This is a genomic window from Mesorhizobium ciceri biovar biserrulae WSM1271, assembly GCF_000185905.1.
GTDB classification, from domain to species: domain Bacteria; phylum Pseudomonadota; class Alphaproteobacteria; order Rhizobiales; family Rhizobiaceae; genus Mesorhizobium; species Mesorhizobium ciceri.
Map to the genome: position 1 here is coordinate 141,722 of NC_014918.1, position 11,497 is coordinate 153,218.

At 61.5% G+C, this 11,497-nt stretch carries 10 protein-coding genes and 1 pseudogene; 2 read left to right on the forward strand and 9 right to left on the reverse strand.

Going from position 1 to position 11,497, the window contains the following annotated elements:
* Window position 1: 1 nt before the first annotated feature.
* The 7 genes from MESCI_RS30865 to MESCI_RS30895 are packed head-to-tail and all read right to left on the reverse strand — an operon-like array spanning window position 2 to window position 7,545.
* Window positions 2–607 (reverse strand): cytochrome c oxidase subunit 3, encoded by a 606-nt coding sequence (locus tag MESCI_RS30865; RefSeq protein ID WP_013525139.1) that lies wholly within the window; start codon window positions 605–607, stop codon window positions 2–4.
* Window positions 604–2,580, reverse strand: coding sequence for a cytochrome c oxidase subunit I (gene ctaD / locus MESCI_RS30870; protein WP_013525140.1), 1,977 nt, complete (start codon window positions 2,578–2,580; stop codon window positions 604–606). Before ctaD ends, MESCI_RS30865 begins: the two co-directional genes overlap by 4 nt.
* Entirely contained in the window at window positions 2,577–3,569 is a 993-nt protein-coding gene (gene coxB, locus MESCI_RS30875; protein WP_013525141.1) for a cytochrome c oxidase subunit II, read from the reverse strand. Before coxB ends, ctaD begins: the two co-directional genes overlap by 4 nt.
* 14 nt (window positions 3,570–3,583) lie before the next feature.
* Window positions 3,584–4,117, reverse strand: a complete 534-nt coding sequence (locus tag MESCI_RS30880) for a c-type cytochrome (RefSeq protein ID WP_013525142.1) — start codon at window positions 4,115–4,117, stop codon at window positions 3,584–3,586.
* Complete coding sequence (locus tag MESCI_RS30885) at window positions 4,114–4,983, reverse strand: substrate-binding domain-containing protein (RefSeq protein WP_013525143.1); 870 nt, start codon at window positions 4,981–4,983, stop codon at window positions 4,114–4,116. Before MESCI_RS30885 ends, MESCI_RS30880 begins: the two co-directional genes overlap by 4 nt.
* Complete coding sequence (locus MESCI_RS30890; RefSeq protein WP_013525144.1) at window positions 4,964–6,844, reverse strand: methanol/ethanol family PQQ-dependent dehydrogenase; 1,881 nt, start codon at window positions 6,842–6,844, stop codon at window positions 4,964–4,966. Before MESCI_RS30890 ends, MESCI_RS30885 begins: the two co-directional genes overlap by 20 nt.
* Window positions 6,841–7,545 (reverse strand): heme-binding protein, encoded by a 705-nt coding sequence (locus MESCI_RS30895; protein ID WP_013525145.1) that lies wholly within the window; start codon window positions 7,543–7,545, stop codon window positions 6,841–6,843. Before MESCI_RS30895 ends, MESCI_RS30890 begins: the two co-directional genes overlap by 4 nt.
* Before the next feature lie 356 nt (window positions 7,546–7,901).
* Between MESCI_RS30895 and MESCI_RS32960 the strand changes: the two are divergent.
* Window positions 7,902–8,097 (forward strand): annotated as a pseudogene (locus tag MESCI_RS32960) (enolase C-terminal domain-like protein); the annotation flags it as partial.
* A gap of 82 nt (window positions 8,098–8,179) precedes the next feature.
* Window positions 8,180–8,485 (forward strand): hypothetical protein, encoded by a 306-nt coding sequence (locus tag MESCI_RS30905; protein ID WP_013525146.1) that lies wholly within the window; start codon window positions 8,180–8,182, stop codon window positions 8,483–8,485.
* A 606-nt stretch (window positions 8,486–9,091) separates the two neighbouring features.
* Here MESCI_RS30905 and MESCI_RS30910 read toward each other — a convergent pair.
* On the reverse strand, window positions 9,092–9,604 hold the full coding sequence (locus MESCI_RS30910; RefSeq protein ID WP_013525147.1) for a YciE/YciF ferroxidase family protein: 513 nt from the start codon (window positions 9,602–9,604) through the stop codon (window positions 9,092–9,094).
* A 328-nt stretch (window positions 9,605–9,932) separates the two neighbouring features.
* Window positions 9,933–11,405: a protein adenylyltransferase SelO gene (locus MESCI_RS30915; RefSeq protein ID WP_013525148.1), complete on the reverse strand. Its 1,473-nt coding sequence runs from the start codon at window positions 11,403–11,405 to the stop codon at window positions 9,933–9,935.
* Window positions 11,406–11,497: the final 92 nt, after the last annotated feature.

Below are 11,497 nucleotides of genomic sequence, written 5' to 3' on the forward strand. Positions count from 1 at the left end.
CTCAGCCTAGCCTCGGCACCCAGTAGATGAGCAGATAGATCGGAATCCAGGTCAGGACCACGAAGTCCCAGTAGAAGACATTGTCGCCGACATCGCCGAAGCGACGGCCGCTATAGCCGTGGCGCGTGAACATCAGCACAGTCAGCACGATAGTGTCGCCGACATCGGTGATGAGATGGGTGGTGTGCAGCCCGAGCAGCACCCAGAGCATCGATCCATAGGCATTGGTGTCCCAATAGATGTTGAGGGCCGGGAATTCGAACCAGCGCACGACGAGCGGAGCGATGCCGAGCAGCGACATGACCATCAGCCCGATCCGCACCGGCACCATCGAACATTGCTTGGCATAGCGGTGGAGGATGTGGTTAGGCACAAGGCTGACGATGAACAAAATGGTGACGATCGTTCCGGGCCAATGGTTCGGGCGCGGTGCGCTGAGCGGCCAGTCTGGCCATGACTGCGCAAGGTAGAGATAAGCGCCGGCCGCCAGCGCGAAGCCCGTGCCTTCCAGCGCCATGAAACCCAGCGTGCCCCACCAGGTCGGGCTGCGCGGACCGTGCCCGAAGGTGGGCAGGCCAGAAAGATCGGCGGCGGCGCGCTGCTTCATTCCTCGTCCTCCGGATCGCCCTTGGGCCAGAACCATCCGATCAACGTGATGGCGATTGGCGCGGCGCCCCAGACGATCGCCCAGGGCGTGAAGATTGAATAGAGAAACGTGCCGCCGACGGCCAGCGCCGCTAAAAGCGGCCAGATCGAAGGGGCGGCCGATTTCTCGCGAATGTCGGGATGAGCTTCGGCCACGGTCGAGATGAGGAGTTCGCGCGCGTCGACGCGGAGCCCGGTCGCTACAGGGAGCGCCTCGCGCTCGGCCCAGAGCGGCTCGATATGAGTCACGATGGGAATGCGTGCGAAATTATAGCTCGGCGGCGGCGAGGATGTTGCCCACTCCAAGGTTCCTGCGTCCCACGGATTGTTGCCGGCTGAGGTGCCTTTCAACGCGCCATGCACAAGGTTGAAGGTGAACAGGACAAAGCTCAGGAAGAAGAGTAACGCCCCAGCCGAGATGAAAAGGTTGATGTTGCCCCAGCCAAGCTCGGCCGGATAGGTGTAGACACGTCGTGGCATGCCCCACAGGCCGACCAGATGCATCGGGAAAAAGGCTGCATTGAACCCGATGAAGGCCAGCCAGAAATGCCACCGCCCGAGGCGTTCGCTCATCATGCGGCCGGTGACCTTCGGGAACCAGAAATAAGCCGCGCCAAGCAGCGGGAACACCGAGCCGCCGATCAGCACGTAATGGAAATGAGCGACGACGAAATAGGTGTCGTGGACCTGAAGATCCAACGGCACTGAGGCGAGCATCACGCCCGTCAGCCCGCCGATGACGAAGATGAAGAAAAAGCCGAAGACGAACAGCAACGGAGTTCGGATCACCGGTCTGCCGTCCCATAATGTTGCCAGCCAGCAGAAGATCTGTACGCCGTTCGGGATGGCGATCATCATGCTGGATGCGGTGAAGAAGCTGGCGCCAAGCTTTGGCAGGCCGGTGGCGAACATGTGATGGACCCAAAGCCCGAACGAAAGGAAGCCGACCGCGATCAGCGACAGGACCAGCCCGAGATGACCGAATGTCGGTCGCCTGGCGAAAACAGGAATGATCGAGGACACCATGCCCGTCGCCGGCAGGAAGATGATGTAAACTTCCGGATGGCCGAAGAACCAGAAGAGGTGTTGGAACAGCAGAGCATCCCCACCTTCGGCCGGGTTGAAGATGTGCGTGCCAACCAGCCGGTCAAGGATCAGGAAAGTCGAGGTGATCATCACCGCCGGCATCGCGAAGACGACGACGAAGGAAGTGACCAGCATCGCCCAGACATAGAGCGGGATCTTGTCCAGCGACATGCCGGGGGCTCGCTGCTTGAAGACCGTGACGATGGTCGCCACCGCGACGGCCAGTGACGACACTTCGGTATAGGTGATCATCTGCGCCCAGACGTCAGCCCGCTTGCCCGGTGCGAATTCGGGGCCGGACAGCGGCACGTAGGCGAACCAGCCCACATCAGGGGCCATGTTGAGGGCGAAGGACACCCAGGCGAAAGCGCCGCCCGAGACGTAGACCCAATAGCTGAACGCGTTCAGGCGCGGAAACGCGATGTTGCGGGTGCCGACCATCAGCGGCACCAGGTAGATCCCGGTCGCCTGCACGATGGGCACGGCGAACAGAAACATCATCGTAACGCCATGCATGGTGAACAGCTGATTGTAGAGGTCGGGCCCGATCAGCCCGCGTTGCGGTCCAGAAAGCTGGATGCGCATGACGACAGCGTTGAGGCCGCCAAGACCAAGGAACACGAAAGCGGTGATCAAATAGCGTCGTGCGATCACCTTGTGATCGACGCTCGACAAGGCTCCGACGATGCCGGATGGCGTCCGCCAGGTGCGCTCGAGCCAGCGATGCAGGCCGGCATCATCCATGCCGGTGTCGCGCGGTCCGTCATGCTCGGGCGCGATGTCGCCTTTTGCAGATACCTTGCGCTCCGGCGGCAGGTCGCGTTGGCTTGTGAGATCCGCGCTGCTCATTTCAGACCCTCGAGATAGGCGACCACGGCATTGAGCTCATCGCCGCTGAGCTCCACCACCGGCATGTGGGAGCCGGGCTTGATGCCTTGCGGGTCGGCTATCCAGGCGGCGAGATTGCCGCGGCTCATCGTCAAGGTCCCGGCAGCGAGCGTCTGCCGGCTGGCTATGTGGGTGAGATCGGGAGCCACCGTTCCGCCGGCCGGCGTCCCCCCGATCCTGTGACACATCACGCAGGGGCGTTTGAGGAACAGGTCCGCACCGACCTTGGCTTCGCCGCTCGCCGGCGCGCCGGCCGGCTGCAACTGGTCGTTCAGCCAGGCATCGAATTTCGGGCGCGGCTCGGCGATGATGAAGGTGCCCATGTTGGCGTGCTGCGCACCGCAGAATTCAGCGCATTGACCACGGTAGACGCCTGGCTTGTCCGCCTTGATATCCAGGACGTTCATGTGGCCCGGGATAAGATCGAGCTTGCCGGCCAAGCTTGGGATCCAGAAGGAATGGATCACATCGGTCGAGGTCAAAAGCAGCCGCACCGGCTCGCCGGCAGGGATATGAATCTCGTTTGCCGTCGTCAGGATGCGGCTCGGCGTAGCATCCTCGTAGCGCACCTCCCACCACCACTGGTGCCCGGTCACCCTGATTGTCAGCGCAGCCTCCGAGCCGATCGCAGCCAGCGTCCTGTTGGCGAAAAAGCTTAGCAGCGTCAGTCCGATCAGGATGATGGTGGTCACTCCGACGGCGGACACGACCACGCGCATCTTGCCGCGTTCGGCCGCTTCGTCGAGTAGGAGGGGTTCATCGCCGGAACGCGATCGCATGACCAGCGGTGCTGCGAGAGCGATCATCACCAGCGCCCAAACAACCGCGCAAAGCGCGGTAAAGAACCAGATGAGCCAGGCCAGCTCGCCGGCTGCGGGGCCCTTCGGGTCAAGCGCCGACTGCCAGCCTGCGCATCCCTGCAGAAACAGGACACAGAAGGCGAAGGCCATCGAGGCCGGGCGCTTCACGGTGATTTGCCCAGTGTCGCGGCATCCGGCAGGCGGTTTTCCGAGGGATGCACCATCATGTCGTCATTGCGTTGCGGCGCGGCGGAAGACGGCGCGTTGCCGCCCAGTGCGCGCACGAAGGCCGCCAGCTCCCATATCTGGTCGTCGGGTATCTTCTGGCCGAAGCTTGGCATCCCGTTGGGCCTGCCGTCGCGGATCGTGGCGTGGATGCTTTCCATCGAGCTGCCATAGATCCACTTCTCGTCCATGAGCGCCGGACCCATGCCGCCACCGCCATTGGCATGGCAGCCCGAGCAGTTGAACCAGCCGAACAGGCGTTTGCCCTCGCTCATGTGGAAGGCGTTAGCCTCGAAGCTCGCCGCCTTGTTGTCGGTGGGGGAGGGTCGCTGTCCGCCCGGCTCCAACGTGGTCACAGGCGTCGGCTGCTCACCTGAGCCGAGCGCCGATTGCGGTCGCGTGTCGCGCTCCTCGCGCTGGCAGGCGACCAGGGCCAGTGTCAAGGGCAGCAACATCGCCAGAGCGCGCCTCATCGGGCCGGTCTCCCGGCCATGTCCAGACGCGGTACGCCGTATCGCGCCAGAACCGCGTCGATCTCGGCCTTGTGTCGGGCAAGCGCGCTATTCACATCGCCACGCAGCGCATCGTCCTCGCGTCGAACACCCATTGAGATGTCGTACATCAGCGGCAGTTGCGGTCCATCGATGCGAGGCGTGACCGGCGTGATCCGGAGCGGCACCTTTTGCCTCTGGGCGAAATAGCCGGCGAGCGGACCCCAGACCACGGCAAGGTCGATCTCGCCGTTCGCGACAGCTTCGACGATGCGCGCCGGCGGGTTGGGAGCAGAGTAGTCGCCATAGACGGGGTAGCCGATGAGGTGCCCGACAATGCCGCGGCGGCCAAGCGCCTGGACAGGCGGCGAGTTGGCGCCATCGTCGCCGATGAGCTGAACACCGATGCGCAATTCTTGCAACCGCGGGTCGTTGAAGGACGTCACGTCCGGGCCGTCCTGGCGGGTCACGAAGACATAGGACGAACGGTAGTAGGGCGTGGTGGTGCGCAGCATTTCGAGATTGGCAGGCGTGCCGGGCACGAGATCGCAAAGGCCTGCCTTCAGCGTGTTGCGGATGAAGCCACGGCGCTGCGCCCACCAGGTATACGTCAGCTTGGCGCCAAGATCAGTGGCGACAATTTCCGCGATCCTGTTCTCGAACCCTTGACCGGCCGCGTTGGAAAACGGCATGTTGTTCGGGTCGGCGCACACTCTCAATTCACGTGCGTTGGCAACAGCCGGAAAGAGCAACAAGGCGAGCCCGGCCATGCCGATCGCCACCCGTTGGAACGCCTTTCGCGCCGGACGTACGGTCAAGTTCAATCCATCAAGGCAGCCGGAACACATAAAGCGTGCCTCCCGCCGTGGTAGCGTTCTTCAGATCCTTCATCGCGTTGACGAAGCCCAGTGCCGCGGTGGCATCGCGTGGGTCTAAGTCGCCCGAAACGATGGCGCCGGCCCAGCCACCGACGCCTGACAGAATTGCGACATACTGGTGCCCATCGGGGCCGCGATAGGTTATTGGCTGGCCGATGATGCCGGACGACGTCTTGAACTGCCAAAGCAGATCGCCGGTCCTGGCGCTGACCGCCTTGAACCAGCCTTCCATGGTCCCGTAAAAGACGACATCGCCGGCAGTGACGACGGTGCCGCTCCATACCGGAAAGTTCTCCTTCAGGACCCAGGCCGGCTTGGCGGCGGAAACATCCCAGGCGGTAAAAGCACCACGATTGCCGCCCGGCCCGGGGATCATGCGTACGTTCATGCCGACATAGGGCGTGCCTGCGATGTAGTTTACCTCGACGCCTTCTTCATCCATGCAGAGATTGTTGTGGGGGATATAGAGCAGGCCGGTCCTCGGCGAAAACGCCGATGGCTGCCAGTCCTTGAGGCCGGATGCCGTCGGACAAATGTCTCGGACCACCTTGCCGGTGCCGGTTCTCTTGTCAGGGTTTGCAATCAGGCGGCCGGTCTTCAGATCGACGCCTTTGCTGGAATTGACCGGGCCATAGGCTGTGGCCGATAGCACCTCTCCAGTGGTCCGATCGAGGATATAGAGGTAGCCGTTGCGTTCCGGTCGGACAAGGACCCTGCGCGGCTTGCCTTGCCAGGTCATGTCCAGAAGGATCTGCTCGTTGATGCCGTCATAGTCATGGAGGTCATGCGGGCTCCACTGATAGAACCACTTCGCCGCTCCGGTATCGGCGTCACGCGCGAAAATACCGGACGTCCATTTGTTGTCGCCTGGCCGCAAATCCGGATTCCACGGTCCTGGATTGCCCGTGCCGTGGAAGATCAGGTTCAACTCCGGATCGTAGGAGATCCAGCCCCACATATTGCCGCCGCCGATCTTCCAGGCTTCCGGTGGCCATGTCGTCACGCCAAGGTCTGTGCCCCTGTCCATGTCGTAGTGGGGCTTGAAGTCCGGGCCGATCAGCACATCCTTGTCGGGTCCAGTGCCATAAGCCGTCCAGACAACATGCCCGTCTCCGGCATCCAGCGCCTTGACCCAGCCGCGGACGCCCATTTCGCCGCCGGAATTGCCGACCAGAACTTTGCCCTTCACCACCAGCGGCGCCATGGTGATGGTCTCGCCGATGTTGATGTTGCCGATATGAGTGTTCCAGATCGGCTTGCCCGTATTGGCATCGAGCGCGATCGTGTGGCCGTCCAGCGTGTTGAAGAAGATGCGTCCGTTGGCGAAGGCCGCTCCGCGGTTGACGACATCGCAGCAGGCCACTCCTTGTGCCGCCGGCTCGGGGTTGGGCTCGTACTTCCACTTCATCGGCGCGCCCGGCCTGGAAAGGTCGAGCGCGTAGACGATGTTGGGAAAGGGCGTGACGATGTACATGTTGTTGCCGACGACCAGCGGCGCTGCTTCCTGGCCCTTGTTTACGCCGGTCGAGAAGGTGAAGGCGACCTGCAGGTTCTTGACGTTGCCTTCGTTGATCTCGCTGAGTTCGCTGAAGCGGGTCGACGCGTAGTTCTTGGCCGGCATTGTCCATTGCCCGTCATCGGGTGGCGCCGCGGCGGCGGGCGGCGCGATAGCCGCCGCCGATGCGGGCTCCGAGGCACCGCTCAGAAACAGGCCGCATGCCAGCAGCATCACCGAGAGTATGCCCGTGCGAAAGGAATTCTCGGTCGCCAATGCGCGGGCGCCGTGTCCTGCGTCAACGCGCGCTGGTGCCGGGTGCAGCATGCCTTTCATTTGTGGATCGAGCCTCCCACGCCGGCGCCGAGCTCCGCCGCGATGTCAGCCTCGGTGCCGGCACAAAGCGGATGGCCCCAGCCCGAGGCGCTTTTGCCGCCGGGATCGACATCGTAGACGATGGCGTCCTTGCGATTGGGATTGACCCCGGCGGGAACCTTGTCGAGGCCAAGCGCCGCGCGAACACGCCAGGCGACATTGTGATCGGCGCATGAGGAATCTCCTGAGACCCCGAGGCCTCCGACGATGCTCTTGCCGTCATAGAGGGCAAGCCCGCCGCCAAACACGACGACGCCTCCGATTGGCTTGCCGACGAGAGGATCGCTGGCACTTCCAAACGTTTTGGGATCGCCCGCATAGGCTGCGGCCTGGTTGACCGGGTTGGTCTCCTGCAAGCCGAAAAGCGGCCCGCCCGGCTGCGTCCCCGCGTAGAGATTGGCCGTCGATAGGGCCATTTGCGCCAGGCTGAGCCCATTGGCTGTATTGGCCTTCTCCGCCGCGACGAGGCGACTGCCTGGCCATTGCGAATCGGCGGTGGGACCGCTGAAAGCGATCGCGCACACCGCGCCGTCGCGAGCAACGACAGCGGCCCATTCGTTGGTCTCAAAGCCTCCGTTGGCAGGTCCGCCGCTTGCTTTCACATTGGCCTTGAGTGCGGCGAGCAGCTTATCGTGGTCGGCCGGGCAGGGCGCCTGTGCCATGGCTGGGCCCTGTGGGAACAGGCCACTCGTCAACAACACCAGAGCAAAGGCTGATAGCAAACGCCGACAGCGATACATTGTCCTGCCCATTCGTTCGAGCATCAAAGAACCCCGGAGCATTCTGGCAGCCTGGAAAATGCGAAAATGAGTCCGTTGTCCAATGCCGTCGCTATTTAACTTGGGCGATGCAGCTATGTTCCTGCTTTTGCAAAAAATTGCGCAGCCGCGTGCGCCGATGCAAGGTTGCCGTCTGTCCGTGTCGCTGGCGCAATATCCGCGGCCGAGATCGTGTTACCATTGTGCCGGCACCTATGAACGCTGCGCCAGCATCGCCAAGGCACCTGCAGGCCTGTAGGCCTCTGGCAATGGGAGAAAACCTGCATGTCTTGAGGACTCGGGCACGCCTTTGCTTGGTCGAGGCTCGCCTACATCCAACCAGACGCCTCCAACTGCGGCGGTGTCACGGGCTGGCTGCGGGTGGCAGCACTTTCACGCAAGGCCAGGATTCCCATCTGGAGTCACGGAATGCAGGAACTTCCTGTCAGCCTGGTTCACATTTGCGCCTTTGCCCGCAGCGTCAGCCGATGGAACATGATGCCGGTCGCCGCCGTTGGAAGAGCTTGGAGGCGGCCGCATGCACCTTGTCCAGATCCTGCTTCCTCGTTCCGACAACGCGGGTGAGCCCTTCGCCAAGGAAGACTTCGATCGTGTGAAGGACGAACTCGCCAATACGTTCAAAGGTGTCACCGCGTATTTTCGGACGCCCGCGGAAGGGGTATGGAGGGAGGGAAAAGAGTCCGACATGGACGAGATTGTCATCTTCGAGGTGATGACGGAAGAAGTCGATCTGCCCGATTGGCGAAGGCGCCGAGCGGAGTTGGAGCGCCGTTTCCGGCAGGACGAGATCATCATCCGCTACCTACCGATAGCATTGGTCTAAAGGTCCAGGCGCCTCCGGGATTGGGTTTTGCCACCCTCCTTCCCGAGCTGAACTGCATTCGAAATCTGCAATGGCCTATTAGAGGTTTAATTACGATCCTTTGGACCTGCGTAATTCATTCAGTGGGTCTTCTGTAGGGCATAATATTGCGCATCGGTCGAATTAGAGAGGAAGGAAATATAACATACGTTCCATCAACCATTTAGACCGTTTGTCGATGTTTGTACTGATGACACTGTTATTTTACTGGTTGCAAGCCTTGCGAGTCGACCTGACGGGGTCAGTCTGGACAGGACCGAACCGCCTGCTTCAAAGGGTTGACCGGAAATGGGCGCATTGTTGGCTGTCCAGTGACTACGCTCCTACGGCGTCGGTCATTTTTCTTTTGCTGCCGCCGATCGGTTCTGGCCGGTCGGCGCCGTTGTCTTCGCGTCTTTCGAATGCGCTGCTATTGCAGGACCCGCGCCAGTCGACTTGCGCATATCGCCGTTGCCAACGGGCCGGGCTTCTTGCCGAGTAGTCTTGAAACGAGCGTACCTAGATATCCCATTGATACCTCCCGTGAGATTCGCGTAGCGACGGGCCAGTCTTCGCCTGGTGGGGCTACTACACGTTTTCGGCAGCCATGTTGACAGCCGGTTCAGCGAGTTGTGTCAGCGCCTCGTCGGTCGCCTTTTCCTCTCCAAGGGTTAAATTGAGGAGCGAAACAGCTTCATCCAGCCCCAGTTCGGAGGCCCAGGTCTTCAGTGTGCCATAGCGTGAGATTTCGTAGTGCTCCACAGCCTGGGCCGCAGCCAGCAGGCCAGCGTCCAGGGCAGGTGTGCCCTTATATTCCTCCATGATCTCGGCACCTTCATCGGTGATGCCCACAATAGCCGCACACGTCTTTCCCTGCGGCTTCTTGCCGATCACTTCGAAAACCTGTTCGAGCCGGGCAACGTGTTCTTTCGTTTCCTCGCGGTGCTTTTCGAACGCCGCCTTCAAATTTGGGCTTTGAGCGGCCTTTGCCATTTTCGGCAGCGTCGCAACGATCTTCTTTTCGGCGAAATAGATGTCCTTCAACGTGTCGTGGAAAAGTTCGTTCAGGCCCTTCGGTGATGCCTTCTTAGTGGGTGCCATCCTGTGTTCTCCCGTTCGCGCTCAAAAGCGAGGCGGAATAGCAACTCGATGCGGGGCAACTGGTTCCGGAGGGTGTTCTCTGATTGCAGTGAAATTGAACGCGACCAATTTATTCAGGACAGCCATGACGCTCAAGACCTGTCTCCCAGCACCCGCCGCCCGACGCTCAGGTAGTCCTAGCTGCAACGGTGGAAGCATCGGCACGGGTGATCGACAAGCTTCCGTGAGTCCATAATCGTCATAGATCAGACGCTTCCGACTACTCACGACGGTAGCTTGCGAAGGGTCTTCCGCATTTGCACATGTTAACCGGCCATCATTCAATGTCTCATGTGCCGCAGAATGTCTTTAAGACGCGGTCATCCGGGCGTGGCGGGTCAGCATAGCGTTCCATTTCCGGCTGCTCATCGAAGGGCCGGCTGATGACCCTCAGAATCTCCTCGAAAGGTGTGAAGTCCCCGCCCAGCGCCGCCTGGATCATAGCCTCGATGCGATGGTTGCGAGGGATGAATTTGGGATTGACGGCATGCATGACCGCCCGGCGCGCGGCCGTGTCGGCAGCATCGCTTGCGATGCGCTCGCGCCAGCGCGCCGACCAAACATCGAATGCGCCTGGATCCTCAAACAACTGCCGCGCCCCGCCCTGATCGTCCGGGGCGGCGAGGTCGTCGCCCAGACGCCGGAAGGCGAGCGTAAAGTCGGCTTCGCCGCGAGCTAATACATCCAGAAAATCAGCCGCGAGCTGCAAGTCGCCTTCCGCCTCGGTCAGCAATCCGAGTTTTCTGCGGAAGCCGCGCTGCAACACAGTCTCATATGAGGACTGGAAAGACCTAAGCACCTCTTCGGCTTCAGAGACGGCTTCACTCTCGTCCGTGCTCATGAGCGGCAGCAGAGTCTCGGCAAAGCGTGCAAGATTCCATGTCGCCACATGAGGCTGGTTGGCATAGGCATAGCGGCCGACACGGTCGATCGAACTGAACACCGCGCTCGGGTCATAAGCGTCCATGAAGGCGCATGGGCCATAGTCGATCGTCTCGCCCGAGATCGTCATGTTGTCGGTGTTCATGACGCCATGGATGAAGCCGACCAGCATCCAGCGCGCCACCAGATCGGCCTGTGCAGCGACAACGGCCTCAAGCAAAGCGCGGTACGGACGCGCTTGCCCGACCAGCTGCGGGAAGTGGCGTTCAATGGCATAGTCGGCGAGGATCTTGAGGCCTCCGGTATCGTGGCGCGCAGCGAAATATTGGAAGGTGCCTATCCGGATATGGCTGGCCGCCACTCTTGTAAGGACAGCGCCGGGCAGCCGGACCTCGCGATAGACCGGGTCCCCGGTGAGCACAGCCGCCAAGGCTCGCGTCGTCGGAATGCCCAGCGCGGCCATTGCTTCGCTGACGACATACTCGCGCAGAACCGGGCCGACGGCTGCGCGGCCGTCGCCATTGCGCGAGAACCGCGTCGGTCCCGATCCCTTCAACTGGATGTCACGGCGAATGTTGTTAACGTCCACCACCTCGCCAAGCAGCAGCGCGCGCCCGTCGCCGAGCTGAGGCACGAAGTTTCCGAACTGGTGACCTGCATAGGCCAGGGCGATTGCCTGCAAGCCTTCCGGAAATCTATGGCCAGAGAGCATATCCAATCCATCCGGGCTGGTAAGCTGGTCGGCATCGAGCCCGAGTTCCTCCGCAAGTGGCCGGTTGAATCGGATCAGCCGGGGTTCGGACACCGGCTTCGGATCTGTGTGCGCGAAGAAGCGCTCGGGCAATTGCGCATAGCTGTTGTTGAGGGCGAGAAGCCGCATCTGAATGCCCTGGGTTTATTCGGCGGTCGCAGGTGCCGTCATGACAATCTGGCTCTGACGGGAAGGACCCAACAGCTCCCGTCTCGAGGAGA

What these genes read in the sequence shown, in the direction of transcription:
- MESCI_RS30865 (WP_013525139.1), bottom strand. Translation starts at nt 607, where the DNA reads ATGAAGCAGCGCGCCGCCGCCGATCTTTCTGGCCTGCCCACCTTCGGG.
- ctaD (WP_013525140.1), bottom strand. Translation starts at nt 2,580, where the DNA reads ATGAGCAGCGCGGATCTCACAAGCCAACGCGACCTGCCGCCGGAGCGC.
- coxB (WP_013525141.1), bottom strand. Translation starts at nt 3,569, where the DNA reads ATGGCCTTCGCCTTCTGTGTCCTGTTTCTGCAGGGATGCGCAGGCTGG.
- MESCI_RS30880 (WP_013525142.1), bottom strand. Translation starts at nt 4,117, where the DNA reads ATGAGGCGCGCTCTGGCGATGTTGCTGCCCTTGACACTGGCCCTGGTC.
- MESCI_RS30885 (WP_013525143.1), bottom strand. Translation starts at nt 4,983, where the DNA reads ATGTGTTCCGGCTGCCTTGATGGATTGAACTTGACCGTACGTCCGGCG.
- MESCI_RS30890 (WP_013525144.1), bottom strand. Translation starts at nt 6,844, where the DNA reads ATGAAAGGCATGCTGCACCCGGCACCAGCGCGCGTTGACGCAGGACAC.
- MESCI_RS30895 (WP_013525145.1), bottom strand. Translation starts at nt 7,545, where the DNA reads ATGGCACAGGCGCCCTGCCCGGCCGACCACGATAAGCTGCTCGCCGCA.
- MESCI_RS30905 (WP_013525146.1), top strand. Translation starts at nt 8,180, where the DNA reads ATGCACCTTGTCCAGATCCTGCTTCCTCGTTCCGACAACGCGGGTGAG.
- MESCI_RS30910 (WP_013525147.1), bottom strand. Translation starts at nt 9,604, where the DNA reads ATGGCACCCACTAAGAAGGCATCACCGAAGGGCCTGAACGAACTTTTC.
- MESCI_RS30915 (WP_013525148.1), bottom strand. Translation starts at nt 11,405, where the DNA reads ATGCGGCTTCTCGCCCTCAACAACAGCTATGCGCAATTGCCCGAGCGC.